Origin of the sequence: Salipiger sp. PrR003, assembly GCF_010500785.1 — a bacterium.
Classification (GTDB): Bacteria; Pseudomonadota; Alphaproteobacteria; order Rhodobacterales; family Rhodobacteraceae; genus Salipiger; species Salipiger pacificus_A.
In genome coordinates, this window is record NZ_JAAGOV010000028.1 from 126,320 (window position 1) to 151,842 (window position 25,523).

29 protein-coding genes and 1 tRNA gene are annotated in these 25,523 nt (G+C 68.0%); 17 read left to right on the plus strand and 13 right to left on the minus strand.

Translation table 11 applies throughout. The annotated features are described in order from the left end of the window. Positions 1-57: 57 nt before the first annotated feature. Genes G0D83_RS05810 through G0D83_RS05820 form a run of 3 tightly spaced genes read right to left on the minus strand, consistent with a single transcriptional unit; the run spans position 58 to position 2,703 of the window. Positions 58-1,383 carry a TRAP transporter large permease subunit gene (locus G0D83_RS05810; RefSeq protein WP_108964843.1) on the minus strand — a complete coding sequence of 442 codons (1,326 nt, stop codon included), beginning with the start codon at positions 1,381-1,383 and terminating at the stop codon, positions 58-60. Beyond that, positions 1,383-1,979, minus strand: coding sequence for a TRAP transporter small permease subunit (locus tag G0D83_RS05815; RefSeq protein WP_164190484.1), 597 nt, complete (start codon positions 1,977-1,979; stop codon positions 1,383-1,385). Before G0D83_RS05815 ends, G0D83_RS05810 begins: the two co-directional genes overlap by 1 nt. After that, positions 1,972-2,703: an N-formylglutamate amidohydrolase gene (locus G0D83_RS05820; protein ID WP_164190539.1), complete on the minus strand. Its 732-nt coding sequence runs from the start codon at positions 2,701-2,703 to the stop codon at positions 1,972-1,974. Before G0D83_RS05820 ends, G0D83_RS05815 begins: the two co-directional genes overlap by 8 nt. Before the next feature lie 187 nt (positions 2,704-2,890). Between G0D83_RS05820 and G0D83_RS05825 the strand changes: the two genes are divergently transcribed. Continuing rightward, positions 2,891-3,763, plus strand: coding sequence for a MurR/RpiR family transcriptional regulator (locus G0D83_RS05825; RefSeq protein WP_108964846.1), 873 nt, complete (start codon positions 2,891-2,893; stop codon positions 3,761-3,763). Positions 3,764-4,020: 257 nt separating this feature from the next. Here the strand turns inward: G0D83_RS05825 and G0D83_RS05830 are convergent, their stop codons facing one another. Then, positions 4,021-4,950: a 3-keto-5-aminohexanoate cleavage protein gene (locus G0D83_RS05830; protein WP_108967532.1), complete on the minus strand. Its 930-nt coding sequence runs from the start codon at positions 4,948-4,950 to the stop codon at positions 4,021-4,023. Positions 4,951-5,200: 250 nt separating this feature from the next. On the opposite strand from G0D83_RS05830, the gene G0D83_RS05835 reads away from it, so the two are divergent. Both G0D83_RS05835 and G0D83_RS05840 read left to right on the plus strand, forming a co-directional pair. Next, a complete protein-coding gene (locus G0D83_RS05835) occupies positions 5,201-5,941 on the plus strand; it encodes a GntR family transcriptional regulator (RefSeq protein ID WP_164190486.1) in 741 nt (246 codons plus the stop codon). Further along, positions 5,938-6,705 carry an SDR family oxidoreductase gene (locus G0D83_RS05840; protein ID WP_164190488.1) on the plus strand — a complete coding sequence of 256 codons (768 nt, stop codon included), beginning with the start codon at positions 5,938-5,940 and terminating at the stop codon, positions 6,703-6,705. The genes G0D83_RS05835 and G0D83_RS05840 overlap by 4 nt, the downstream gene beginning before the upstream one ends. Positions 6,706-6,721: 16 nt before the next feature. On the opposite strand, the gene G0D83_RS05845 is transcribed toward G0D83_RS05840, so the two are convergent. Together G0D83_RS05845 and G0D83_RS05850 are read right to left on the minus strand one after the other, a co-directional pair. After that, positions 6,722-7,381, minus strand: coding sequence for a class I SAM-dependent methyltransferase (locus G0D83_RS05845; RefSeq protein ID WP_164190490.1), 660 nt, complete (start codon positions 7,379-7,381; stop codon positions 6,722-6,724). A 120-nt stretch (positions 7,382-7,501) separates the two neighbouring features. Beyond that, positions 7,502-7,744 (minus strand): hypothetical protein, encoded by a 243-nt coding sequence (locus G0D83_RS05850; protein ID WP_164190492.1) that lies wholly within the window; start codon positions 7,742-7,744, stop codon positions 7,502-7,504. 284 nt (positions 7,745-8,028) lie between these two features. On the opposite strand from G0D83_RS05850, the gene G0D83_RS05855 reads away from it, so the two are divergent. Further along, a complete protein-coding gene (locus tag G0D83_RS05855) occupies positions 8,029-8,466 on the plus strand; it encodes a DUF4168 domain-containing protein (RefSeq protein ID WP_164190494.1) in 438 nt (145 codons plus the stop codon). A gap of 75 nt (positions 8,467-8,541) precedes the next feature. Here the strand turns inward: G0D83_RS05855 and G0D83_RS05860 are convergent, their stop codons facing one another. Both G0D83_RS05860 and lepA read right to left on the minus strand, forming a co-directional pair. Beyond that, positions 8,542-9,330 carry a hypothetical protein gene (locus tag G0D83_RS05860; protein WP_164190496.1) on the minus strand — a complete coding sequence of 263 codons (789 nt, stop codon included), beginning with the start codon at positions 9,328-9,330 and terminating at the stop codon, positions 8,542-8,544. A 125-nt stretch (positions 9,331-9,455) separates the two neighbouring features. Next, complete coding sequence (gene lepA, locus G0D83_RS05865; RefSeq protein WP_108964852.1) at positions 9,456-11,258, minus strand: translation elongation factor 4; 1,803 nt, start codon at positions 11,256-11,258, stop codon at positions 9,456-9,458. A gap of 395 nt (positions 11,259-11,653) precedes the next feature. Here lepA and G0D83_RS05870 point away from each other — a divergent pair, with 395 nt between their 5' ends. Beyond that, entirely contained in the window at positions 11,654-11,986 is a 333-nt protein-coding gene (locus G0D83_RS05870; RefSeq protein WP_108964853.1) for a hypothetical protein, read from the plus strand. Between the two features lie 22 nt (positions 11,987-12,008). On the opposite strand, the gene hisD is transcribed toward G0D83_RS05870, so the two are convergent. Further along, positions 12,009-13,295 (minus strand): histidinol dehydrogenase, encoded by a 1,287-nt coding sequence (gene hisD / locus G0D83_RS05875; RefSeq protein ID WP_164190498.1) that lies wholly within the window; start codon positions 13,293-13,295, stop codon positions 12,009-12,011. 104 nt (positions 13,296-13,399) lie between these two features. On the opposite strand from hisD, the gene G0D83_RS05880 reads away from it, so the two are divergent. After that, positions 13,400-14,368 (plus strand): LysR family transcriptional regulator, encoded by a 969-nt coding sequence (locus G0D83_RS05880; protein ID WP_164190500.1) that lies wholly within the window; start codon positions 13,400-13,402, stop codon positions 14,366-14,368. A gap of 192 nt (positions 14,369-14,560) precedes the next feature. Here the strand turns inward: G0D83_RS05880 and G0D83_RS05885 are convergent, their stop codons facing one another. Beyond that, the gene (locus G0D83_RS05885; protein ID WP_108964856.1) at positions 14,561-15,325 is read right to left on the minus strand and encodes an alpha/beta fold hydrolase; all 765 of its coding nucleotides are present in this window, start codon (positions 15,323-15,325) and stop codon (positions 14,561-14,563) included. 181 nt (positions 15,326-15,506) lie between these two features. Here G0D83_RS05885 and G0D83_RS05890 point away from each other — a divergent pair, with 181 nt between their 5' ends. Beyond that, on the plus strand, positions 15,507-15,872 hold the full coding sequence (locus G0D83_RS05890; protein WP_164190502.1) for a hypothetical protein: 366 nt from the start codon (positions 15,507-15,509) through the stop codon (positions 15,870-15,872). Here the strand turns inward: G0D83_RS05890 and G0D83_RS05895 are convergent. Both G0D83_RS05895 and G0D83_RS05900 read right to left on the minus strand, forming a co-directional pair. Further along, positions 15,851-16,585: an NUDIX hydrolase gene (locus tag G0D83_RS05895; RefSeq protein ID WP_164190505.1), complete on the minus strand. Its 735-nt coding sequence runs from the start codon at positions 16,583-16,585 to the stop codon at positions 15,851-15,853. The genes G0D83_RS05890 and G0D83_RS05895 overlap by 22 nt on opposite strands. A 49-nt stretch (positions 16,586-16,634) precedes the next feature. Next, entirely contained in the window at positions 16,635-17,027 is a 393-nt protein-coding gene (locus G0D83_RS05900) for a DUF983 domain-containing protein (RefSeq protein WP_164190506.1), read from the minus strand. Positions 17,028-17,297: 270 nt separating this feature from the next. On the opposite strand from G0D83_RS05900, the gene G0D83_RS05905 reads away from it, so the two are divergent. From G0D83_RS05905 to G0D83_RS05920, 4 genes are all read left to right on the plus strand, one after another. Further along, positions 17,298-17,975, plus strand: coding sequence for an EF-hand domain-containing protein (locus G0D83_RS05905; protein ID WP_235939580.1), 678 nt, complete (start codon positions 17,298-17,300; stop codon positions 17,973-17,975). Positions 17,976-18,055: 80 nt separating this feature from the next. Continuing rightward, positions 18,056-18,640, plus strand: a complete 585-nt coding sequence (locus G0D83_RS05910) for an RNA polymerase sigma factor (protein WP_164190509.1) — start codon at positions 18,056-18,058, stop codon at positions 18,638-18,640. Then, positions 18,627-19,004 (plus strand): hypothetical protein, encoded by a 378-nt coding sequence (locus G0D83_RS05915; protein ID WP_164190511.1) that lies wholly within the window; start codon positions 18,627-18,629, stop codon positions 19,002-19,004. The genes G0D83_RS05910 and G0D83_RS05915 overlap by 14 nt, the downstream gene beginning before the upstream one ends. Positions 19,005-19,006: 2 nt before the next feature. Beyond that, on the plus strand, positions 19,007-19,561 hold the full coding sequence (locus G0D83_RS05920) for a periplasmic heavy metal sensor (protein ID WP_235939583.1): 555 nt from the start codon (positions 19,007-19,009) through the stop codon (positions 19,559-19,561). A 99-nt stretch (positions 19,562-19,660) separates the two neighbouring features. On the opposite strand, the gene G0D83_RS05925 is transcribed toward G0D83_RS05920, so the two are convergent. After that, entirely contained in the window at positions 19,661-21,079 is a 1,419-nt protein-coding gene (locus G0D83_RS05925; RefSeq protein WP_164190521.1) for a diguanylate cyclase, read from the minus strand. A gap of 216 nt (positions 21,080-21,295) precedes the next feature. Here G0D83_RS05925 and G0D83_RS05930 point away from each other — a divergent pair, with 216 nt between their 5' ends. The 6 genes from G0D83_RS05930 to G0D83_RS05955 all read left to right on the plus strand — a co-directional run bounded on the left by G0D83_RS05930 (position 21,296) and on the right by G0D83_RS05955 (position 25,136). Continuing rightward, entirely contained in the window at positions 21,296-21,577 is a 282-nt protein-coding gene (locus G0D83_RS05930; RefSeq protein ID WP_108964862.1) for a DUF3572 domain-containing protein, read from the plus strand. Next, positions 21,574-22,290 (plus strand): HAD family hydrolase, encoded by a 717-nt coding sequence (locus G0D83_RS05935; RefSeq protein ID WP_235939586.1) that lies wholly within the window; start codon positions 21,574-21,576, stop codon positions 22,288-22,290. The genes G0D83_RS05930 and G0D83_RS05935 overlap by 4 nt, the downstream gene beginning before the upstream one ends. Positions 22,291-22,576: 286 nt before the next feature. After that, entirely contained in the window at positions 22,577-23,182 is a 606-nt protein-coding gene (locus tag G0D83_RS05940; protein WP_164190523.1) for a heme NO-binding domain-containing protein, read from the plus strand. Next, positions 23,179-24,240 carry a diguanylate cyclase gene (locus tag G0D83_RS05945; protein ID WP_164190525.1) on the plus strand — a complete coding sequence of 354 codons (1,062 nt, stop codon included), beginning with the start codon at positions 23,179-23,181 and terminating at the stop codon, positions 24,238-24,240. The genes G0D83_RS05940 and G0D83_RS05945 overlap by 4 nt, the downstream gene beginning before the upstream one ends. Positions 24,241-24,315: 75 nt before the next feature. Next, positions 24,316-24,390: transfer RNA gene (locus tag G0D83_RS05950), tRNA-Gln, on the plus strand. Positions 24,391-24,581: 191 nt separating this feature from the next. Next, the gene (locus G0D83_RS05955; protein WP_164190528.1) at positions 24,582-25,136 is read left to right on the plus strand and encodes a metallophosphoesterase; all 555 of its coding nucleotides are present in this window, start codon (positions 24,582-24,584) and stop codon (positions 25,134-25,136) included. The last annotated feature ends 387 nt before the right edge of the window (positions 25,137-25,523 follow it).

The window sequence follows — 25,523 nt, forward strand, 5'->3', positions numbered from 1 at the left end:
TTTGTCTCTCCTGTTGCGTGGTTGAGGTTTGCGCCCCGTTTCGCGGGGGTCTCGTTGTTAATTGTTGTAGACGAGGTCCGGCAGCCACAGGGCCAGCTCGGGGAAGATCATGATGATCGCCAGCACCACGGTCATCACCGCCACGAAGGGGATGATCGAGGTGTAGATGTCGCGCAGGCCGATCTGCGGCGGGGCCATGGCGCGCATGAGGAAGAGGTTGTAGCCGAAGGGCGGGGTCATATAGGCGATCTGGCAGGTGATGGTGTAGAGCACACCGTACCACACCAGGTCGAACCCGAGGTGCCCGACCAGCGGCACGTAGAGCGGGGCCACGATGACCAGCATCGCCGTGTCGTCGAGGAAGGTGCCCATGACGATGAAGCTCAGCTGCATCAGGATGAGGATCATCCATGGCGAGAGGCCAAGCTTCTCGGTGAACAGCTCCTCGATTGCGCTGACCGCGCCCAGCCCGTCGAACACCGCGCCGAAGGCGAGCGCCGCGAGGATGATCCACATGAACATGCACGACACGCCCAAGGTGTTGCGCACCGAGTTCTCGAAGACCTCGCGGGTCATCCGGCCCTTGAGCACCGCCGCGACAAAGGCTGCGACCGCACCGATGGCCGAGCTTTCAACCAGCGAGGTCCATCCGCGTACGAAGGGCACCATCATCACGAAGAAGATCACCAGCGGCAGCAGCCCGGCGCGCAGCAGGCGCAGCTTCTCGGCCATGGGAATGTCGCGGTCGGCCTTGGGCAGGATCGGGCCGAGCTCGGGGTTCAGCTTGCAGCGGATGACGATGTAGATGACAAAGGCCGCCGCCATCAGCAGGCCGGGGATCACGCCTGCAAGCCAGAGCTGGCCGACCGGCTGGCGGGCGATCATCGCATAGAGCACCAGCACCACCGAAGGCGGCACGAGAATGCCCAGACTCGATCCCGCCTGGATCACCCCGGTGACCATGCGCTTGTCGTAGCCGCGCTTCAGCAGCTCGGGCAGCGCGATGGTGGCGCCGATGGCCATGCCCGCAACCGAAAGCCCGTTCATTGCCGAGATCAGCACCATCAGCCCGATGGTGCCCACCGCGAGCCCGCCAGACAGGCCGCCCATCCAGACGTGGAACATCTTGTAGAGATCGTCGGCGATCTTCGATTCCGACAGCACGTAGCCCATGAAGATGAACATCGGCAGCGTGAGCAGCGGATACCACTTCATCAGCTTGATCGAGGCGGCGAAGCCGAGGTCGAAGCCGCCCCGGTCGCCCCAGAGGCAGAGCGCCGCGACGACCGCGACGAAGCCGATGGCGCCGAACACGCGCTGCCCGGTCAGCAGCAGGCCCAGCATGCCCGAGAACATGACGATTGCGATCAGGTCTTGCGACATCAGAGGTCCTCTCCGCGGATGCGGGCGATGTCGCGGAAGAACTCGGCGACGCATTGCAAAATCATCAGCGTGACGCCGAAGCACAGGATGACCTTCACCGGCCAGACGTAGGGGCGCCAGGCGCTGGGGCTGCGTTCGAGATAGCCCATCAGCTCACCCGCCGCGTCGGGCCCGCCGGTGACGAAGGCCCAGATCAGCTCGCCGAAGAACTTGAAGGGCTCGGTGCCGAAATAGCCGAAGCTGTAGGCGGTCGAGCTGATCGCGCCCCAGAGCAGCACGCCGAGGTAGAACAGCAGGAACCAGATGGTGATGACATCGACGATGGCGCGGCGGCGCGGCGACCAGTCGCCGTAGAAGAAATCCATCCGCACGTTCGAGCCCAGCTGGATCGAATAGGGGCCGCCCAGAACGTAGTAGGCGACCATGATGAATTGCGCCGTCTCCAGCGTCCAGAGCGTCGGCGTGAAGAAGGTCTTGGAGACCGAGGACCAGATCAGCACGCCGATCAGCGCGAAGAGCAGGTACATGGCAAAACGCCCGATGGCGCGGTTCATCTTGTCGATGATCCGCACGTAGCAGACCATGGCTTCAGGCATTGTCCGTCTCCGTCAGTCCCAGACCCGCCAGCGCCGGGCGCAGCAGGGTCAGCAGTTCTCCGGCGATCATCTCGATCCCGGTCTGGTCGGCGAGCAGGTCGTTGCGCACCTCGATCATCACGTTGGGTAGCTCGTTGGCGATGCCGTGCAGCTTCAGCGAATGGGTCACCCCATCCTCGGGGCCGTAGGGATCGTTGCGGGCGATGCAGCGGCCGGGCAGGCGGCTCGCCTCGTCGAGGATGCGGTCGGCAAGCCGGCTGTCGGCGTCGTGCAGAATGCCGATCTCGACCTCTCGTGGCACGCCGAACCAACAGGGGGTGAAGCTGTGCACCGTGATCAGCGCGAAGGGCGTCTCCAGCGTCTTGCGGGTCACCACGGTGCCGGTCACCGCCGCGCAGAAGGGATCGTAGACCTCGCGGGTGCGCCGCGCGCGTTCCTCTGGCGAGAGGCCGATGTTGCCCGGCACGTCCACTGTCTCGGTCTTTGTCGGCATCGCCGAGGCGGCCTCGGGTGGGCGGTTCAAATCGTAGACGAGGCGGGAAACGGTTCCGGCAACCAGCGGCGCGTCGAGCGCCTCGGCCAGCCGCCGGGCGAGGGCCAGAGCGCCGGGATCCCAGGCGGCGTGGCTGCGCCGGTCCTCCTCGTGCAGCCCCAGCCCGTCGTAGCGCGCGGGAATGGCGTTCGAGGCGTGCTCGCAGAGGAAGAGCGCCGGGCCGCGGCCCATGGCTCTGCTCACTTCGAATGCGGTGGTGTCTTCTTCCGACACGTCTGTCCCCCTGTCTTTGGAAAAACCTTTCCACGCGCCAGATAATGCGTCAATATTTTTTCAGAACGATTTTGGGTCGAAGGGACCTGGCGCCAAGCGGCGCTGATTTCTGCCCAATTTTTGAACCTGAACCTAAGGGGAGCCCGTGGACACCAGCCCGACCGGCACCGTGCGCCAGCTCATACGCGAGCAGTACGCGCAGCTGACCAACTCCGAGCGCAAGTTCGCGCAGGCGCTGCTCGACGATTACCCCGGCGCGGGGATCGCCTCGATCACTGCCGCCGCGGCCAATGCCGGGGTCTCGACGCCGACCGTGGCGCGCATGGTGCAAAAGCTGGGATTCAAGGGCTACCCGGCCTTTCACGCGGCGCTGCTCTCGGAACTGCAGGCCAAGGTCTCGGGTCCCGAGGCGCGGCGTGCGGTCTGGGCCTCGGAGGCGCCCGAGTCGCACCTTCTGAACCGCTTCGCCGAGGCGGTGACGCAGAACCTGCGGCAGACCTTCACGAATATCGACGCGGGCCAGTTCGACGCGGCGGCGAAGCGGCTGGCGTCAACCGAGGGGCGGCTCTACGTGGTCGGGGGGCGGATCACCCGTTCGCTGGCGGAATATGCCTTCACCCATTTCCAGGCGATCCGGGCGCGGGTGACGCATCTGACGTCGTCTTCCGCCACATGGCCGCACTACGTGCTGGACATGGAGGAGGGCGACACGCTGCTGATCTTCGACATCCGCCGCTACGAGGACAACCTGCAGCGGCTGGCCGAGATCGCGGCGGCGCGCGGGATGCACGTGATCCTGATCACCGACCAATGGTCGAGCCCGATCGCCAGCGTGGCCGAACACGCGTTCAACTGCTGGGTCGAGATCCCCTCGGCCTGGGATTCCAACATCTCCACCCTGTCGCTGGTCGAGGCGCTGGTCGCTGCCGCGCAGGAGGAACGCTGGCCCGACGCGCGCGAGCGCTTCGAGCGGCTGGACGCGCTGTTCGAGCTGACGCGGCTGTTCCGCAAGCCTTGAAGGGCAGAGGTGCCCGGAATCAAGGCCGAAGGCCGCCGGGCGAGCGCCTGCCCGTCCCGGCGGGCTGGCGCTTTGTCATCGTTGCGCGACGCTCGTATGTCGTCCGGACTTGGCTGGGATAAAGCGCTGACCTCGGCCGGAGCTGCGCCACCCCACGGGCAGGCTCTCGCCCGGCTCCTCACCCCATCAAAAAGAGCCCCCGGCGCAATGAGGGGCGACGGGGGCAGTCTGGGAGCATTCCTTCGCGCAGGCCCGGCTCAGAAGCCGACGGCATCCGCGCCCTTGGTGTCTAGAATCTCGCGGGCCTCGTCCGGGGAGGCGATGTCCAGCCCCAGCCCCTCGATGATCTGCCGCGCCTTGCCAACCTGCTCGGCGTTGCTGCGCGCCAGCTGGCCGGGACCGGCCCAGAGCGAATCCTCGAGCCCGACGCGCACGTGCCCGCCCATCGCGGCGGCCATCGCGGCAATGGGAAGCTGGTTCTTGCCCGCCCCCAGAACCGACCAGCGGTACTGGTCACCGAACAGCCGGTCGGCGGTGCGCTTCATGTGCATGACGTCGTCGGGATGCGCGCCGATGCCGCCCATCAGGCCAAAGACCGTCTGGATGAACAGCGGCCCCTTCACCAGCCCCTGATCGAGGAAGTACTTCAGGTTGTAGAGATGCGCCGTGTCGTAGCATTCGAACTCGAAGCGGGTGCCGAGCGCGCCGAGCGTGGTGACGATGTGCTCGATCTGCCCGAAGCTGTTGTTGAAGATGATGTCCTTGTTGCCGACGTAGTCCCGTTCCCACTGGTGCGCGAGGTTCGGGAAGCGCTGGAGCATCGGAAAGAGACCGAAGTTCATCGATCCCATGTTGAGCGAAGCGATCTCGGGGCGGTGGGTCTGCGCCGGGCGGATGCGCTCCTCGATGGTCATCGTCGGGGCGCCGCCTGTGGTGATGTTGACCACCACGTCCGAGGCCTGCTTGATCACCTGCAGGAAGGGGGCAAAGGCCTCGGGCGTCTGGTCCGGGCGGCCGTCGTCAGGGTTGCGGGCGTGCAGGTGCACCACCGCGGCCCCGGCCTCGGCGGCGCCGATGGCGGCCTCGGCGATCTCCGAGGCGGAGACGGGAAGATATTCGGACATCGAGGGCGTGTGGATCGCGCCGGTCACGGCGCAGGTGATGATGACTTTGCGGGGCTTGGCCATGTCGATGTCTCGCCTCAGCCGCGCAGGGCGCAGGGCGCCGGCGGGCAGATCTCGGGTCGTGTCAGGCGCATTGCGGTCCTCCTCGGGGCGGGTGCCAAAGATCACACCAGATTCTGGTGACCCGAGTTCCCGTGGCAGTCAGTCCTCCCTTGCCGCGGGATCAACGGTTGCGGTCTTGCCCGTTCTGGTGTGATCTGAGATCACAGATGCAGAATGACTCGCAAAGAGTCAACGGGGAGAAACGGTAAATATGGGCGAACTTCAGGAGCGGCTGCCGGAAGAGCGGCCGCGCACGCTCTCGGAACAGGTGCATGAGACCCTGTGCGAAATGCTGTTGTCGGGGCAATTGAAACCACGCGACCGCATCTCGCTGCGCGATCTCGCCGAGCGCTTGGGCGTGTCGATGATGCCGGTGCGCGAGGCGGTGAGCCGGCTCGCGGCGGGCGGGGCCTTGCTGGTCGAGCCGAAGCGCGCGGTGCAGGTGCCGCTGATGAGCGCCGAGGACTTCGCCGACCTCACCGAAATGCGGGTTCTCACCGAGGCGCAGGCCGCAAGGCTCGCCGCCGAGCGTGCCACACCCGAAGAGATCGACGACATCCTCGCGCTCGCCGACCGGTTCGAGGCGATCCTCGATACGGCCTATGGCAGCCCCGAGGCGGTGGCGGCCAACAAGGACCTGCATTTCGCGCTCTATCGGGCGGCGGGCTCGAAAGTTCTGATGGAGATGATCACCATGCTCTGGCTGAAGGTTGGGCCGATCATCAACTTCGACATCGGGGTGAAGGCGGAGGTGCCGCTGGAAGAGGAAATCGGCCGTTCGCGCACGCACCATTCGCGCACCCATCACCGTCAGCTCTGCGACGCGCTGCGTGCCCGTGACGGCGACGCGGCGGCGCAGGCGGTGACCGAGGACATCCGCGTCGCAGCGGAGTTGATCCGCGCCTATGGCGCCGCGGAAATGGAAGACAGCCGTCGGAGGATCCTGCCATGAACCTGGAACTGGAGGGCGCACGGGTCATCGTCACCGCCGGGGCGCAGGGCATCGGGCGGGCCATCGTCGAGGGCTTCGTTGCCGTGGGGGCTCGGGTGGCAACCTGCGACATCGACGCTTCGGCCCTGGCATCGCTTCCGGCCGAGGTCTGGTGGCAGCGCTGCGACGTTTCCGATGCGGGGCAAATCGAGAGCTTCATGCGAGGCGCCATTGGCGAACTCGGCGGGCTCGACGTGCTGGTCAACAACGCCGGTATCGCCGGGCCGACGAGCCCGGTCGAGGAAATCGACCCCGAGGCCTGGGAGCAATGCCTCTCGGTCTGCCTCAGCTCGCAGTTCCACTGCGTGCGCCATGCGGTGCCGGCGCTGCGCCAGAGCGGCAATGCCTCGATCCTCAACCTCTCGTCGATGGCGGGACGGGTGGGTTTTGCCCTGCGCACGCCCTATGCCGCGGCAAAGTGGGGCGTGATCGGCTTCACCAAGTCGCTGTCGATCGAACTGGGCCGCGACGGTATCCGCGCCAATGCGATCCTGCCCGGCATCGTCGCCGGCGACCGCCAGCGCAGGGTGCTCGAGGCCAAGGCGCAGCGGCTCGGGAAGAGCTTCGAGGAGGTCGAGGCCGCAGCCTTTTCCTACACATCGCTCAAGGAATACGTGACGCCGCAGCAGATCGCCGACCAGATCCTCTTTCTCGCCAGCGCGCGGGGGCGGACGATCTCGGGGCAGGCGATCTCGGTCTGCGGCGACGGCCAGATGCTGGCTTGAGCCCGGACGCTCCGGCTCAGCTCTTCGGGCGGGCCGGGTCGTTCGCCGCGGAGGGCGCGTCGCAGCGCTCGAGCACGAGCAGGGTCATCATCCCCACCGGCGGCAGGGAGCGGCGTTCGAGCAGCTTCAGCCCCGGCGTGTCCAGCACCACCGAGATGTCGAAATCCGAATGCCAGCCGATGCGGTCGGCCAGTTTCGCGGTGTGCCGCGACAGATGCGCCATCGGGCCCTTCTTCTTCGCGAAGTGGTTGGACATGATCAGCTGCCCGCCCGGCTTCAGCACGCGCACGATTTCGCGCATGACCCGCTCGGGCTCGGGCACCACCGAGATCATGTGCATCGCCACCACCCGGTCGAAGCTGGCATCCTCGAAGCCGAGGTGACGCGCGTCCATGCGCTGCAGCGACTCGATGTGCGGCAAGTCCATGCGCGCGACCCGGCGCTCGGCCTGGGCGAGCATCTCGGAACTGTAGTCGACCCCGGTGACGCTCATGTGCCGCGGCAAAAGCGGCAGCGACAGGCCGGTGCCGACGCCGACCTCGAGCACCCGCATGCCCTCCGCGCCGGTGACCTTGCGCACCGCGGCGCGGCGGGCGGCCTGGGTGATCACTCCGAAGGTCTGGTCGTAGATTGGCGCCCAGCGGGCGTAGACGGTGGTGGCGGCGCGTGGATCCAAGATGCCCTCCCTGCATCTGCGGCCCGAAGATGGGCCCTTGGGGGCGCACCATGGATCCGAAGCGGCTGAGAGGAAAGGGCTTCATCCCCCGGCACGGACCCGCATCCGCGAGGTTCGCGGCTATTTGATGCCGAGGATGGGCATGGCTTCGGCCAATATGTCGATAGAGTGCTGATGCTCCCCCGCGGCGTGCAGGCGTTCGCCCTCTGTGCGCAGCTGCCGGACCTGGGCGAGATCCGCCTCGGACAGCTTGGGACCCGAGTCGAGCGCAGCACCGATCGTGGACATGCCGGCAAGACACTGGAAGGCGAAGGCGGGGGCCGCGACCAGCGGGAGCGCAAGCACGAGGGCAAGGCGTTTCATGGGGTCCTCCCTTCGATGGGCTCAACGTCCCACGGGAAAAGGGCCGTTCACGCCGAGGTGAAAGGGCAGGCGCATGTTTGCTTTCCGGCGGTGAATGTCCGGCGGGGTTCCGCAGGGGGGATTTGACGCGCGGCTCGCCGCTGGCGGCCCGGGGCCTTCCCGGCAACTCCTTGCTCGGGCGGCCGGCTTCGCCATCGCTGCATTGCGGCGCAGCCGCGGCGCCCCTAGCTCTCGAGGCAAGCCACGGGATGTTCCCGTGCAAGCACTCTGGGAAGGAGACTTCTATGACCCTCAAGAGCACCCTGCTTAAGTCGACCGTCATCGCTGCCCTTGTCGCGGCCCCGCTGGCCCCGGTGATGGCGCAGACCGCAACCCCCGAGGCGCCCGCCGAAGCCCCGGCCGCCGAAGCCCCCGCCGCGCCCGCGCTGGAGTTCAGCGAAGAGCAGCTGGCCGCCTTCGTCGACGCCGCAACCGAGGTCCAGGCCGTTCAGCAGGACTACATGGCACAGATCGAGCAGGTGGAAGAGCCCGAGGGCAAGCAGGCCCTGGTCGAGCAAGCGCAGGCCGAGATGGCCGACGCGGTGAACGAGACCGATGGAATGGACGTGAACACCTACAATGAGATTGGCCAGGCGGCGCAGGCCGACCCCGAGCTCAACCAGCGCATCCTCGCGATGCTGCAAGAGCGCGCGCCTGCCGGTCCCGAGACGATGACCGAGTGAACCCCCTCAACGACGGTCATCCTGGAGCCGCCCCCTCGGGGGCGGCTCTTCTTATATGAGCTAGGCCGCCCGAGTTCATTCGGGAGCAGGCATGGGCTCCGCTGCGGGCATCGCGGGTAGCTCGCCCGCGCCCGCATCTGGGCTCACGGGCGCGGGCGCTGCGGGAGCGGAAAGGGCGGAGGCCGGGGCCTCCGGCGCAGGCATCTCGACCACCGAGCCCTCCGGCACCGCCTCGCTCGGCGCATCGTCGGGCACGAAGACCACGCGGCCGATCTTGCGGTTCGGGCCCCAGCTCCGGTGCTTGAGCATGCCGTCGACGATATAGAGATCCTCGATCCGATAGGTGGCGCGGCTGCCCGCCTCGTCGTGGATCTCGATGAAGGGGTTCAGCGTGTTCTCCTCGAGCCGGAAATAGCTCGGATCGGAATGCGCCTCGAAGTCCCGCATGATCATCAGCACCTGGGAGTAATCGGTGATCCGCTCGTCGACGAAATAGGCGCAGGTGGCCTCGTAGCCCGCGCCTCCGGCGCCGAGGATCAACGCGGGCACCCAGACCATCGGGTTGGCCATGGCCGCGGCGGCGGCCGCGCTGCCCCCCTCCAGCAGCCCCGCCGCGCCGCCCGAGGCAGCGAGCTTGCCGCCGAGCAGCGTGAGCCCGCTGGTGGCGTTGACCAGCGTGTAGAACCCACCATCGCCGCGGCGCTGGCCTGCGACATGCGCAACCGCGCCGGTGGCCGCAGCGGCCGCGCCGGTCACCGTGTCGCCGACCAGCCGGCTTGGCCGGTAGTCGCAGATCGCGGCGGAGAGGGAGGTCGAGGAAAGCAGCAGCGCCAGCGCTGCGAGGGACGTCTTCGGTGCGGGCATCGGAAAGCTCCCATGCGGATATGCGGTGAAGAGGTGAAGGGCGAGGCGGGGCGCACGCCCCAACGTGAAAGGCCGGGGCGCATCTGCCCCGGCCTGCCATCTGCTGCGGACCCGGAAGACCCGGATCAGCTGTCCATCTTGAGTGCGGAGATGAAGGCCTCCTGCGGGATTTCGACCTTGCCGAACTGCCGCATCTTCTTTTTGCCGGCCTTCTGCTTCTCGAGCAGCTTCTTCTTCCGGGTGGCGTCGCCGCCGTAGCACTTGGCGGTCACGTCCTTGCGCATCGCGGACAGGGTCTCGCGGGCGATCACCTTGCCGCCGATCGCCGCCTGGATCGGGATCTTGAACATGTGGCGCGGGATCAGTTCCTTCAGCTTCTCGCACATCGCCCGGCCACGCATCTCGGCGCGGTCGCGGTGCACCATCATCGCCAGAGCGTCGACCGGCTCGTCGTTCACCAGGATCGACATCTTCACGAGGTTGTCCTCGCGGTAGCCGATCATCTCGTAGTCGAACGAGGCATAGCCCTTGGTCACCGATTTCAGGCGGTCGTAGAAGTCGAAGACCACCTCGTTGAGCGGCAGGTCGTAGACCGTCATCGCGCGGCCGCCGACATAGGTCAGGTCCATCTGGATGCCGCGGCGTTCCTGGCAGAGCTTCAGCACGTCGCCGAGGTATTCGTCGGGCACCATGATGGTGGCCTTGATGCGCGGTTCCTGGATATGGTCCACGGTCGACATGTCGGGCATGTCGGCAGGGTTGTGCAGGTCGCGGCGCTCGCCGTCCTTGGTGTAGAGATGGTAGATCACCGAAGGCGCGGTGGTGATCAGGTCGATGCCGTACTCCCGCTCGAGACGGTCGCGGATCACCTCGAGGTGCAGCAGGCCGAGGAAGCCGCAGCGGAAGCCGAAGCCGAGCGCCGCCGAGGTCTCCATCTCATAGGTGAAGGAGGCATCGTTCAGCGCCAGCTTTTCGATGGCGTCGCGCATGTCCTCGAAATCGTTGGCATCCACCGGGAAGAGCCCGCAGAACACCACCGGCACCGAGGGTTTGAAGCCGGGCAGGGCGGTCTCGCAGGGCTTGCGCTCATGGGTGATCGTGTCGCCGACGCGGGTGTCGCGGACCTGCTTGATCGAGGCGTTGAGATAGCCGATCTCGCCCGGTCCGAGTTCCTTCACGTTGGTCATCTTGGGGCGGTAGACGCCGACGTCATCGACGTCGTAGGTGCCGCCGGTCTTCATCATGCGGATGCGGTCGCCCTTCTTCAGCACGCCGTCGATGATCCGCACGATACAGATCACGCCAAGGTACTGGTCGTACTTGGAATCCACCAGCATCGCCTTCAGCGGCTTGTTGCGGTCGCCCTCGGGCGGCGCCGGCAGGCGCTTGACGATGGCTTCCAGCACGTCCGGGATGCCGACGCCGGTCTTGGCCGAGATCAGGCAGGCCTCGGAGGCGTCGATGCCGATCACGTCTTCGATCTGTTCCTTGACCCGGTCGGGCTCGGCGGCGGGCAGGTCGACCTTGTTGAGCACCGGCACGATGTCGTGGTCGGCGTCGATCGCCGTGTAGACGTTCGCCAGTGTCTGCGCCTCGACCCCCTGGGTCGCATCGACCACCAGCAGCGATCCCTCGACCGCGTGCATCGAGCGCGCGACCTCATAGGCGAAGTCGACGTGCCCGGGCGTGTCGATGAGGTTCAGCACGTAGGTCTCGCCGTCCTGCGCCGGGTATTCGATGCGGACGGTGTTGGCCTTGATGGTGATGCCCCGCTCGCGCTCGATATCCATCGAGTCGAGCATTTGCTCCTGCATGTCGCGTTCGGCGACGGTGCCGGTGAGCTGGATCAGCCGGTCGGCCAGGGTGGATTTCCCGTGGTCGATGTGGGCAACGATGGAGAAGTTACGGATATGCGCGAGATCGGTCATGATTGGCCCGATATGTAAGGCTTTTGGCGTCCGGTCAAGCCGGATCGAAGGGCAGGCGGCGCCGCCGCGCCCATCCGCCCGCGCCTCCCGCGATCCCGCCCGGCGCCGCATCGGTGCAAAGCGCGTCACGTCGCTGGTTCCGGGCGGTTTCCCGGCGCGGTCCGTGGCCTTCCTTCAGAGGCAGGCATCCCCCGGGGTGAACTGGCCGTTTGGCCAAGAGGGGCAACGCCCTTTGCATCCGCGGGCGGCCCGTCAGGCCGCTTAGCGTTGCGGAAGCGCCTGTCCAGCAACGAATCGGTGAATTGAATCCGACGCAGGCTTCGGGCATCCTTCGGCAAATCGAGAAAGCGCGGGCGCAAGATCCGCAACGTGAAGGGCAGTAAGAGAGCAGGCGGATGAAACCGATATACCTGGTGACGATTCTGGCGCTGGTGGCGGGCTGCGGTGGCGGCTCGGGCTCGGGCCACAGATATTACGCGACGGGGCCCGTGAGCAAAGCCTGCATGAGCTCGGACCGCAAGGCGCGCAACGATGCGCTCTGCGGCTGCGTTCAGGCGGCGGCGAACGACGAGTTGCGCGGCGGCGACCAGCGCCGGGCTGTGAAATTCTACCGCGACCCGCATCAGGCGCAGGAGGTCCGCCAGTCGGACCGTCGCTCCGACAAGGACTTCTGGACCCGCTACTCGGCCTTCGTGAAGCGCGCCGAGCGGATGTGCACCGGGCTCTGAGCCCGGCGCGGTCCCTTTTGCCTCACCCGGTTGCCCGGAAGGGCCGGGGCGCCAGCCGTGCCTCGGCGCTGCGGGCATGGCCCTCCATGCCCTCGGCGCGGCTGATCCCGGCGCTGGCACGGGCGAGCTCCGGCAGCGCCCGGGGCGACGCCTCCTGCCAAGTGACGCACTTCAGGAACTTGTGCACCGAAAGCCCGCTGGTGTGCCGCGCGGCGCGGCCCGTGGGCAGCACGTGGTTCGGCCCGGCGGCCTTGTCGCCAAAGGCCACGGTGGTGCCGGCGCCGAGGAAGAGCGATCCGTAGCACCGCAGCCGCGCGCGCCACCACGGCAGATCGCGCGCCATCACGTGCAGGTGCTCGGGGGCGTAGTGGTCGGCGATCGCAGCCATGTCTTCGCGGCTTTCGCAAAGCAACACCTCGCCGAGCTGCGCCCAGGCCTCGCGCGCCGCCGAGCGGTTGGGCTCGGGCAGGGTCTCGGCCAGCTGCGGCAGGCGGGCGATCACGGCTTCGGCCAGCGGGCGATGGTCGGTGGCCAGCCAGACCGGCGAGGTGCCGCCGTGCTCGGCCTGTCCCAGCAGGTCGAGCGCGACGATCTCGGGATCGGCGCTGGAATCGGCGAGGATCATCACGTCGGTCGGCCCTGCGACCATGTCGATTCCCACCGGGCCGAACAGCTGCCGCTTGGCCTCGGCGACGAACTGGTTGCCGGGCCCGGCGAGAATGTCCGCGGGCGGCAGGCCGAACAGGCCGAAGGCCATGGCGGCGATGCCCTGCACCCCGCCAAGCGCCAGCACCTCGTCCGCGCCTGCGACGTGCAGCGCGTGCAGGATCGCCGGCGGCAGCCCCTCCTTGCCCGGCGGCGAGCAGGCGATCACCCGGTCCACCCCGGCGGCGCGCGCCGTGGTGACGGTCATCAGCGCCGAGGCGATATGGGCGTAGCGCCCGCCCGGCACGTAGCAGCCGGCGCAGCCGACAGGAATCAGCCGCTGCCCGGCCCGCAGCCCGGGGCGCAGTTCGATCTCAAACTCCTGCACCGAGGCCCGCTGCGCCTCGGCGAAGGCGCGGATGTTGGCATGGGCATAGGCGATGTCCTCGACAAGCGTCACCGGCAGGGCGCGCTGCGCCTCGGCGAGCCGCGCGGCGGGCACCCCGATCTCGCCATCCCAACGGTCGAGCCGGATGGCATAGTCGAGGGCCGCCGCCTCGCCCTCGGCGCGCAGCCGGGCGAGCATGATCTGCACGATGTCGGCGGTGTCGGCGGCGGCCTGCGGCGGCAGGCCCGGGGCGGGCTTGAGATGGGTCACTGTCATGGGGTGGGGGGCTTGCCTGATCTGGGGGAGTTTCGGAAAAAGTTAATCTGTGGCATCGTCGCGCCGGGCCGGGACGGGCCGCGGAATGGGTGGGGGATGGCTTTATGCTGATGAAGGGAATCAGCCTGCGCGGGCTCGAGGTTTTCGAGGCGCTCTCGGCGACCGGCTCGGTGGCGCAGGCCGCCGAGCGCACGGGGCTCAGCCAGCCGGCGGTGAGCCAGCAGTTGCGCAACCTCGAGACCGCGCTCGGGGTCGCCCTGGTGGATCACGGCAGGCGGCCGATGCAACTGACCCCGGCGGGACGCTCGTTCCTGATGCGCACGCAGGCGGTGCTCGGCCAGCTTCGGCTGGCGCAGAACGAGTTGACGGTGATGGATCTGACGCATCTGTCGCAGCTCAACCTCGGGGTGATCGACGATTTCGACAACGACCTGACGCCGCAGTTGGTGACCATCCTGGCCGAGAACATGTCCCGCTGCCGTTTCAAGCTGGTCACTGCGCCGAGCCACGAGATCATGCAGTCCATGGTCGACCGCCACCTGCATATTGCCATCGCCGCGAGCCCCGGCACCGCGGTGCCGGGGGTGATCGAATACCCGTTGGTGCACGACCCCTTCGTGCTGGTGGCGCCGCGTGGCAAGGCGCGCGAGGCGGGCAGCACCGAAGCACTGATGTCGGCCCTGCCGATGCTGCGCTACGACCGCGACCAGATGATCGGCCGGCAGATCGAGGCACACCTCTCGCGGCTCAAGCTGGACTTCGCCGAACGGTTCGAGATCGGCGCGCATCTATCGTTGATGACGTTGGTGGCGCGCGGCGTCGGCTGGAGCATCACCACGCCGCTTGGCTACATGCGCGCGGCGCGCGTGCACGACCGGATCGAGGCGCACCCGCTGCCGATCAAGCCCTTTTCCCGCACGATTTCGCTTTTTGCCGCCGCCGACTGGGCCGACCGGGTGCCGCGCGACGTGGCGCGCACCATGCGCCAACTGGTCAGCGACCTGGTGATCACCCCGGCGCAGCGCCAACTGCCCTGGCTCGAGGGCAAGCTGCACCTGCTCGAGGGAGACTGACCCGGGGCGGGGCTGGGCGGGAGCGGCCATGTGGAAATTTCCGGAACATAAGCGTTTCGGAAACTAGAAGGGGCGGGCGTGCCCCTGGCGCAAGTGCCTCGACGGGCGATTTGAAAAGAGGAATGCGCGGATTCGGAAAAGGAAAATCCGCCCGCGCGTCAGCCCGTCAAATGGGCAGGGGGTGCTGCACCCTCAGGCCGTGAGATCGAGGAAGGCCCGCACCGCCGCCTCGAACTCGCGCGGCTTCTCGGCGTGCAGCCAGTGGCCGCAGCCCGGCAGTTTGGCGAATTTCGCCGCCGGGAAGAGCGCGCGGATGCGGTCGCGGTGCTCGGGAAGCACGTAGGTCGACTCCGCCCCTGAAAGGAACAGCACGGGGCGCTCGAAGCGGGCGTCGATCTCGGGGAAGCCGAGAATTTTCGCCATTTCGGCCTCGAGCACGTCGAGGTTCAGCTTCCAGCGCTTCTCCTTCAGGTCGAGCGACTGGGTGAAGAAGCTGCAGAGCGTCGGATCGTCTAGCACCTTTGCCAGCTGGTCATTGGCGTCCGAGCGCTTCTCGACCCGCGCGAGGTCCACCGAGCGCATCGCGGCGATGTTCTGATTCTGGTCGTGCGTATAGGTCACCGGCGCGATGTCGGCGAAGATGGCCCGGTTCACCAGCTCGGGCCGGGTGAGCGCGAGCGCCATTGCCGCCTTGCCGCCCATGGAATGTCCCAGCACGTCGGCGCGGCCCCCGAGGCTCTCGATCACCTCGGCGATGTCCGCGGCCATGCCCTCGTAGTCGTGGCTATCCTGCCAGGGGCTGTCGCCATGGTTGCGCTGGTCCACAGCGATCACCTCTCGCTGGTCCGACAGGCGCTTCGAGATCACGCCCCAGTTGCGGGCGGAGCCAAAGAGCCCGTGAACGATGACGAGCGGTGGTTGGTCGGTGGCGGAGCCGTGGCGGATCATGTTCAGCATGCGCCCTGTCTAGGCTGCGGGCGGCGCACGGAAAAGGCAAAAACGCATGGGTCGGCGGGGGGCGGCGGGCGAGCCCCCTTCGAAGCTGGTCGGCCAGCCCTGCCGGCGGAAATCGGGCGCCTCCGCTTCCGCGACGCGGCGGCCGCTTGCGCGCGGGCGCCAAATGCCCGAGATTTGCGCCATGGATCAGACCCCAAAATTCGGTGCGCGGCTCATGCCGCTTTTCGAAAGCCGCCTCGGCCTCGGCAAGGGCAGCTTCGACAAGCGCGCCCGGCGCGCGGCGCACCGGCTGCCGCGATGGGCCCGACGCGACCTTGCCGCACTGCGCGCGGCGCAGGGGATGACCGAGCATCCCAAGCTCGCCATGCGGCTCGACACGCCGGCGCTGGACCGGGCCGAGGCGCGCATTGCGCGCCATCTCGAGACGATCGACGTCAAGGCCGAACGCAGCCATTGGCGGCTCGGCGTGCTCGCGGGGCTGATGTTCAACCTCGCGCTCTTCGCGGCGCTGCTGGCGGCCGTCTACTACCTTCTGATCCGCAACTGACGCTTTGGACGGCTCTCCTCGGGCGATCCCGGGGCCCGGCCGTTGAGCCGCAGGAAGAGGCTTTCCTCGTCGTCGTTGCGGAAGAAGGGCACCGAACTTGGCGCGCGCCGGTCGGTGACCCGGGCTGCGACCTCGGCCAGCACCACCTCGGTGATGAAGGGCAGGTCGAAGCCGCGCACTTCGTCGAGCGGCACCCATTGCAGGTGCGACAGCTCGTCCGATGCGGCGGAGAAATCATCGGGATCGGATTTCAACGCCTCGGCATCCACCAGGAAGAAGCGCGCGTCGAAGCGGCGCGGGCGGCCCGGCGGGGTAATGGCGCGGAAAACGAACTGCAGCGCTGAGGCCGAGGGGCGGTGGCCGGTCTCGGCAAACCCCTCCCAGCCGTCGGGCGGGGTCGGCCATTTGCCGGGCCAGCCCAGCACCTGCCCGGTCTCTTCCCAGAGCTCGCGGATGGCGGCGGCGGCCAGCGCCGGACCCCGGCCCGCGGGCGCGCCCTCGTCCAACCGTGCGGCGCAGACGGCGGGCAGGGGGGCGGCGAGCTTCACCTCGGCGTCGGCGGCATCCACCGCGCCGCCGGGAAAGACGAACTTGTTGGGCATGAAGGCGGCCGCCGCGCCGCGCTGCCCCATCAGCACGCTCGGGCGGCTGTCGCGGTCGCGCAGCACGATCACCGTGGCTGCGTCGCGGATGGCTGTCTTGTCGCTGCTCATGCGCATTCCCCTGCGTCTTTTCGATGCCCTGCGGGGGAGGCGCCCGGTCTCAGTGGGCGCGCGCGAAGCCGTGCATTTCGCGCGCCCACTGGAAGCCGACGATCGCCCCCTTCAGTCGGGGCAGAAGGTAGAGGGAAAGCCCGATGCAGCCAATAAGGAAGATGGTGATCAGGATCAGCGGCTCGGGCCGCCAAGTAGTGAAAACCCAGAGCAGCGCCGGCGCCATGATGTGGCCGACGATGAGGATGGTCAGATAGGCTGGGCCGTCGTCGGCGCGGTGGTGGTAGAGCTCTTCGCGGCAGACCGGGCAATGGTCGCGCACCTTGAGATAGGAGCGCAGGATCGGGCCGTTGCCGCAATTGGGGCAGCGGCAGCGGAAGCCGCGCCAGACGGCGGGCCAGGTCTCGCGCTCGGTCTCGCGCTCCGGAGACATGTCGGTCATGGGATGCACCTTGGAAGTCATTCCCCAAAGGTGGCGCAAGCCCGGCCTCATTTAAAGAGGACAGGAGCGCGCAGCGGCGGGATGTCGCAAAGGGGCCTGGCGGATACAGGTTTTGCCGCCGCCGCGCCGCGATAGGTCTCCGGGAAATCAGGCCGCCGAAAAAATCTTCCAGAGGTGCGACGGAAGTTCCCGCCTGCCGCGTGAAAGCTTGTGATCGGACGGCAGACACGCCGCCGGCAAGAGACGCGATGCAATGAGGAGATCGCAGCGATGACCCGCATGACCAAACTGATGACCGGTGCCGCCCTTGTGGTTCTGGGCTCGGCGAGCCTTGCCCTTGCTGCAAGCGACGCCAAGCCGATGGGCCCGCGGGGTGACCGCCCGGCGCCGATGACGCGGATGTTCGAAACCTTCGACACCGACGGAGATGGCTCGATCAGCCGCGAGGAATTCGCGGCGCATGGGCCCGCCGCGGGCTTTGCCGAGGCCTATGCCGGGGCCGATGCGGATGGCAACGGGGCGCTGGAGGGTGACGAGCTGATCGCCTTTGCCGACCTTCGCAAGGCCGCCCGCGAGGCGCAGCGGCTGGAGATGCGCAAGGCGCGCATGCAAGAGCGCATGCTTGAGCGCTTCGACGCCGACAAGGACGGCAAGCTGACCCTCGACGAGATGCAGGCGCAGGGCCCAATGGGCTTTTTCGACCGCTTTGACGCCGATGAGGACGGCCAGGTGAGCCAGGACGAGCTGGCCGCTGCCGCTCCGATGCGCCACGCGCAGCGCGGCATGGGCGAAGGCCACGAGGGTGACCGGAGAATGCGCCACGAGGATGACCACCGGCAATGGCATGGCGAGCGGGGCGGGGATCACGGCGGCCCGGGCATGAAGCGCGGACCGCGGGACGGGCATGGCCCGCGCGGCGGCATCATGCGGGACTTCTGGCAGTACTGATGGGCCGAGGGCAGGGCCGTCGCTTCGGCCCTGTCCTTGCGCGGTCCGGCACTTCGGGCTAGCGCAAGAGGATGGACCGGATGCCCTATGACGCGATGAACGGCGAAAGCGACGAGGCCTTGCTCGCGGCCTACGCCGCGGGCGAGCAGGCCGCGGCGGGCACGCTGGTGCAGCGCCTGGGTCCGCGCGCCTTCGGCCATGCCCATCGCATGCTTGGCGACAGGGCCGAGGCCGAGGACGTGGCGCAGGAGGCATTGCTGCGGCTCTGGCGGGCGGCGCCGGGATGGCGCGAGGGCGAGGCGAAGGTCTCGACCTGGCTCTACCGGGTGGTGTCGAACCTCTGTATCGACCGCCTGCGCAAGCGCCGCGGCGGCGCGGTGGACATCGATGACATCGCCGAGCCCGCCGATCCCGCGCCGGGTGCCGAGGCGACCTTGCAGGGGCGTGCCCGGGCGGGCGCCCTGCAGGAGGCGCTGGACGCGTTGCCCGCGCGGCAAAGGCAGGCCGTTGTACTGCGGCACCTCGAGGGACTTTCGAACCCGGAGATCGCCGGGATCATGGACTTGGGCGTGCGCGCGGTGGAAAGTCTCACGGCGCGGGGACGCAAGGCGCTGGAGGGCCTGCTGGCCGGGCGGCGCGCAGAGCTGGGGTATGACGATGACTGATCAGCGCAGGAAGGAAGAGGGCACACTGGCGTCCTTGTTCGAGGCAGAGCGGCAGAACGCCGCGGTGCCGTCCGGCGACTGGATGGCCCGAATGGAGGCGCTGGCGCGCGCCGAGCAGCCCGCAGCGCGTCCGTCCGGGTCCGCCGCACCGGCCCCCCGTCGCCGCGCCGGCTGGCGCGAGGCGCTGCGCGCCTTCGGCGGCTGGCCGGCGGTGGTCGGGCTCGTCGCGGCCTGCGCAACGGGGGTCTGGATCGGCATCGCCTCGCCGGAGACGATGACCGCGCTGATCACCTTGGACAGCAGCAGCCAGCTCTCGGCCCTCGATCCGGCGAGCGGCTTCGACTACGCGATGTTGGGACTTTGATAATGACGCAGGACAACTCCCAGATGCCCGGGCCGAACAAGGGTCGGCCCTCCGCGGCACCGAAGCCCGCGCGCGCGCCGGGCTGGATGCGCTGGTTGCTGCTGGCCTCGCTGGCGCTGAACCTCGCGGTGGTCGGCGTGGTGGCGGGCGGCCTGCTGTGGCACGGGCGGCCCGAGCATGGTGGCCCGCCACGCGGGCGCGACTTCATCACCCCCTATACCGAGGCCTTCTCGCAGGATCAGCGGCGCGAGCTGGGGCGCAAGCTCTTCCGGTCTTTCGAGCGCAAGCAGGGGGATCGGCCGCGCCCGGCGCCCTTTGGCGACTATCGCAGCGCGCTGTCGCTGCTGCGCGCCGACCCCTTCGACAGCGCGGCCTTCACCGAGGTGCTGAGCGCGCAGGACGCCCGTGCCGCCGAACGGCAGAAGATGGGGCAGCAGGTGCTGGTGGACTATGTCTCGGCGCTCTCGCCCGAGGCCCGCGCCGCCTATGCAGACCGGCTTGAGGCGAAGCTGGACGAACTCGCGAAGCGACTGCCGCCGCGCAAACCAAGCAACTGAGGCGGCCCGCTGCGCCGGGCAGCTGCGCGTCGGGGTGCCGGGGCGCGCCCCCGGGCCGCGGTCCGGGGGGCGTGCCGTTGCGCTGAACCGGGTTGCGCCTCAGGCGCCGCGCAGCGCCCCGAAGGCGTGCGGAAAAGCAGCGGGGGGCGCCACATGGGCGCGGTTGCGCCCGGCGTGCTTGGCCGCGTAGAGCGCGCCATCGGCGCGCAGCAGGGCGGTTTCCACGGCTTCCCCGCCCGCGTCCATCAGCGCGATTCCGATGCTGATCGTCGGCGAGAAGAGCGACGGGCGTCCGGCCCTGAGGCGGGGCATGGGCAGAGACAGCCGCGCCACCTCCTCGCAGAGCAGCCGCGCGGCGGCGGCGGCGGAGTCGATGTCCGAGCCGGGCAAGGCGATGAGGAATTCCTCTCCGCCGAGCCGGGCCACGAGATCCTGCGCGCGTCGCCCCGCGGTGAGCCGCTGCGCCGTGGCAACCAGAACCTGGTCGCCCACGGCATGGCCCCAGCGGTCGTTCACCTTCTTGAAGTGGTCGAGATCCGCGACGAGCAGCGCCAGCGGCTGTCCGCACCGCGCCGCCTGTTGCGCCATGCGGGCGACCTCGGGCAGCGCATAGCGGCGGTTGTAGAGCCCGGTAAGCGGGTCGACCATCGCCGCGCGCAGCCCGTTGCGAAGCGCGGCGCGGTGCCGCTTCGCGCGGCGACTGCGGCCGATCAGCCGCGGCAGGCGGAGCGCGAGCTCGAGCGCCTCAGGCCCATTGTGCAGCACCTCGTCGGCGCCAAGGTCAAGCGCCCGCGCCGCCATCTCGTCCCGGCCCTTGTCGGTGACGTAGACCAGCACCGCACGGTGCTGTGCGCGGGCGGTGCGCAGCTGCGAGAGCAGCGCGAGCCCGGCGCCCGGCTCCCCCCCGGTATCGATCAGCACCACGGCCTCGGCCGAGATGGCATGGCTTTGCAGCAGCGTTCCCGCGGCCGAAAGCTCGACCTGCGCACCGATTCCCACTCGCAGCCGCGCCGCGATGGTGTCGAGCCCGAGCGCCGGATCGAGCGAAACCAGCGCGACACGCGCGGGCCTCTGGAAGCTGCGCGGCGCCTCGGACAGGCCGAGCGCGCGCTTGGCATCGGTGCGCAGCTCCATCTGGTCCTGCGCGCGGGAGCGGCGCAGCAGGCTGCGCAGCCGCGCGAGCAGCAGGATGTCTTCGACCGCGCGGGCGATCACGTCATCCGCGCCGACGGCGAGCAGCGCCAGCCGTTCGTCGACCAGATCGTCCTCGGTGAGCAGCACGAGCGGGGTGTCGGCCTGGTCGGGCAGGGCGCGCAGGCGTGTGCAGAAGCCGCTGCCGCACATGTCCGGCAGTTCGGTGGCGGCGAGCACGAGATCCGGGCGGGACTCATTGATCATCGCCAGCGCCTCGCCGCCTGTCTCGGCGACCAGAACCTCGTAGAAGGCCGAAGTCAGCCGGGCGCGCAGCAGGATACGATGGCTCGCGGTGCCCTCGACGATGAGTATGCGTCCTGCCATGCGTCTTTCTGCCCCCTATGCCAGATTTCGTACCGTTGCCGTTCCGCCCTGAAGCCGCCCCCAAGCCGCCCCGACGCCAGACCGGGGCCCTCTCGGCGCGTCTCGCTCCGGCGCGCCACCCGGGCGCTGCTTTTGCGCAGGCTTGCATCCGTTTGCCCGCTCAGTCTTTATGAAAAACGGTTAACAAAGCCTTTCGAAATGCGAGGACAGACGAAGATGGTGGGGCGTGACGAGGCCGAGCTGATCGGGCTGCAGGCGGTGGCCTGGCTGGCAGCGAATGACGAGCTGCTGCCGGTGTTCCTCGGGGCGACAGGCGCCTCGGCGGAGGATTTCCGCAACAACCTTTCGGATCCGGGATTCCAGGGCGGCGTGCTCGATTTCCTGCTGATGGACGATGCCTGGGTGCGCGGGTTCTGCGACGAGGCGGGCCTGTCCTACGACCTGCCCTTCCAGGCGCGCCAGCACCTGCCCGGCGGCGGCGAGGTCCATTGGACATGAGCCCCATGCCGCGCTTGCGCGCCGCGGCGGTGCTCTTCGACAAGGACGGCACCCTCTTCGACTTCGCCCGCACCTGGAGTGCCTGGGCGCAAGGGGTCATGCAGCAGCTTGCCGGGGGCGATGCCGCGCTGGTCGAGGCCATGGCCCGCGAGCTGCGCTTCGATCTCGGCAGCGGCGGCTTTCTCAAGGACAGCCCGGTGATCGCCGGCACCAGCCGCGAGGCGGCGCAATGCCTGGCCCGGGCTCTTGGCCGACGCGATCCCGAGGCCATCGAGGGCATCCTGTCGGAAGCGGCCGCCCGCGCGCCGCTTGCCGAGGCGGTGCCGCTGGCGCCGCTGCTGGACAGGCTGCGCGGCGCGGGGCTGCGGCTGGGGGTGATGACCAATGACAACGAGGCCGTCGCCCATGCCCATCTCGCGCAGGTCGGGGTCGGCGACCGCTTCGAGTTTGTCGCCGGGTTCGACAGCGGCCATGGGGCCAAACCTTCGCCCGCGCCGCTGCTCGCCTTCGCCGCGGCGCTCGGCCTGCCGCCCGAACAGGTGGTCATGGTCGGCGACAGCACCCACGACCTGCAGGCTGGACGTGCGGCGGGGATGATGACTGTCGGCGTGCTGACCGGCCCCGCCGAGGCGGAGGAACTGCGTCACCTCGCGGATGTGATTCTGCCCGACATCGGCCACCTGCCGGACTGGCTCGGCGCCGTGGTTGCGTGATCCGGCCCTTTTCATCTGCATTTTACCCTTTGCGGAAGTCTTAATGTCCCTGCGGTAGCATGACCCGTCAGCGCGGGACTCGTGACTCTTCGCCTGCACGGGTCCAAGCGGGATGAGGGCCGTTCGGCCGCGACACGGTAGAGCAGAAACAGGGGCCTGACGCGCAGAGCGGAATGGCGTGAGCGGGCACTGAGCTGGCACTGAGCGGGCACTGAGCTGGCACATGGGACGCGGCGGCGCATAGGCGACCCGCACAAGGGCGAGGGCGCTCGGGATGGGACGGCGCATGCATGGACTGGTCGCGCGCACGCTGCAGTGCTTCGTGCAGGACACCTACGGGCAGGATCGCTGGCGCAGCATCGCCGACGCCGCAAGGCTCGACCTGCCCGAGTTCGAGGCCATGCTCGACTACGAGGCGCAGCTCATCGGTCTGGTTCTGACCCGCGCCGAGACCGAGCTGGGCAAGCCGCGCGCCGCGATGCTCGAGGATATCGGGACCTACCTGATGACCCATCCCAACAACGAAAGGCTGCGCCGTCTGATGCGCTACGGCGGCGAGGACTTCATCGATTTTCTGCACTCGCTCGAAGAGCTTCCTGGCCGCGCCCGGCTGGCGGTGCCCGATCTCGACCTGCCGCCGCTGGAGCTGACCGAGGCCACGCCGCGCCGTTTCACCCTTGTCTGCCGCTGCAGCGGTCCCACCAGCCGGGGCTATTCGCGCGTGCTCGCCGGAGTGGTGCGAGCCATGGCCGATGACTACGGCGCATTGATCCTTCTTGAACTGGCCAGCGGCCCGGACGAGGAGGAGGTGATCGAAATCACCGTGGTCGAGACCGCCTATACCAAGGGGCGCGCCTTCGAGCTTGGGGCGCATGGCGCAGGGCGGCCATGACCCCGCTCGCGCTGCCCCAGGCGACGCTCGAGGCGCTCTGCCCGATGCACGCCCGCCTTGATGCCGGGGGGCGGGTGCAGGCCATGGGGCCGACGCTGCTTCGGGTGCTCGCCGGCCAGAAGCGCGTCGGCCGGCACTTCTCCGAGCTTTTCGACATCTTCCGCCCGCGCCAGGTTCGTGACCTGCCGGACCTTTTGTCGCTTGCCGGCCGCCGCCTGCAGCTGCGGCTGGTCGGGCAGGGGGACAGTCTTCGCGGCCTTGCCATGCCAGATGCCGAAGGCGGTGCGATTCTCGATCTCTCCTTCGGCCTCGGCCTCGTAGAGGCGGTGCGCGATCATGCGCTCACCAGCAGCGATTTCGCGGCAACCGACCTCGCGATCGACATGCTCTACCTCGTCGAAGCGAAATCCGCGGCCATGGAGGCCTCGCGCACGCTCAACCGGCGCCTGCGCGGCGCGATGCTCGCGGCCGAGGAGCGCGCCTTCACCGATCCGCTCACCGGGTTGCGCAACCGGCGGGCGCTGACCCGGGCGATGACGGACCTGCTGCGACGCGGGGCCAGCTTCGCGGTGATGCATGTCGACCTCGATTACTTCAAGCAGGTGAACGACACGCTCGGCCATGGCGCCGGCGACAGGGTGCTGGCCGGCGTCGCGGCGCTAATGCTTGATCTGACCCGGGAGGACGACATGGTGGCGCGGATCGGCGGCGACGAATTCGTCATCATTGTCTCCGGGCTGACCGAGGGGGCGCGCCTGTGCGAACTCGCGGAGCGTCTCATCGCCCGGCTTGAAGCCCCGACCGCCTTCGGTTCGGCGGAGGCGGGCGCGCAGGTGCGAATCTCGGCAAGCATCGGAATTGCCCTGAACACCCCGGGCTGCGGCGCGCCACGCGGCGCCGAGGATTTGCTCGAGGAGTCCGATGTTGCGCTCTACGCGGCCAAGCGCGCGGGGCGTGGTCGCTTCGCCTTTCACGCGGCCACCTCGGCGCCGGAAGGCAGCGACCGGCGGGCCTCGGCGGAGGATATCGGGGGAGCTGGCAGGGGTTCCGCAAGGTGAGGTCAAAAAGTCAGAGATTTTTTCCAGAAGGGGGTTGCGCCCTCCCGGAGGCTGGCGTAAATCCCGCGCCACGGTTGGGGCGTAGCCAAGTGGTAAGGCACCGGTTTTTGGTACCGCGCACCGTAGGTTCGAATCCTACCGCCCCAGCCAATATCTCCTAATGTGACATTCGCCGAAGAGTGGAGCCTATCCGGTTCTACTTGGTACCTTGCTCGGGCAAGACTAGTATCTGCTGACATTCCAGCCGCTTCGCCGTACGCAATTCCTCTGAACTGCCAGACATTTGCGCCCGTATGATCTCGTCCCTAGACTGAGGTCTGACGAACACGGAGGGCACAGATATGGCCAACTGGTATTCGGCCGACCTGCACTTCGGCCACCACCGCATCATCGACTTCTGCAGGCGCCCCTTCGCCTCAACCGCGGAGATGAACGCAGCCCTGATCGCCAACTTCCAGGCCTGCGTCGCGCACGATGATGACCTCTGGATCTTGGGAGATTTCGCCTTCGGCCGCGCTGACGATACGGCGCAATTCGAGAGCTGGTTTCACAGCCTGCCCGGCCGCAAGCATCTAATCATCGGTAACCACGATGATGAAGCTGTCATCTCGCTGCCTTGGGCCAGCACTGAGTACATGGCCGAGATCCAGGACGGCGAACACAGCCTCGTCCTTTGCCATTATCCGATGATCACCTGGAACGGCGCACGCAGAGGCGCCCTACAGCTGTTCGGCCACGTCCACGACCAGTGGGCAGGCTCGCGAAACAGCATAAATGTCGGCGTCGACCAGTGGAACTTTCGACCGATCCAGATTGAGGAAATGGCAAAGCGCGCAGCCCGTATGCCCGTCAACAAGCATTGGGCGGATGTCGAACATGGAAACGAGCTTCCGTAGACCAATTGAGCGGGTGGCATCTCGGACCAGCTGGTTGAGCGATCGCATGGTGAGCAAGAGCTCAGAGGTTCGATCTCGCAAGGGCAGCTCGCCTCTGTGTTGAAAAGCACCAGATAGTTCTGCCTTTTTGGTCAGAGGATTTGCCTCTGCCGCGCAGACACGTGCTATTTCCCCTACGAAAAATCCATGCCGCCTTGATCCGCGCCCGTGGCGTGTTGCTCGCGTCGCAGCCCTCCCCCTGTCAAATCCTAGGATGGCCCATGAGAGACCATTTCTTTGTCGTGACGGGCGGCCCCGGTGCGGGCAAGACTGTGGCGCGACATCGCAGTTGAGTGCTGAGCGACATCGCAGGTGGATGACGGTGACGTTTTTTGACGGTGCCGGTTT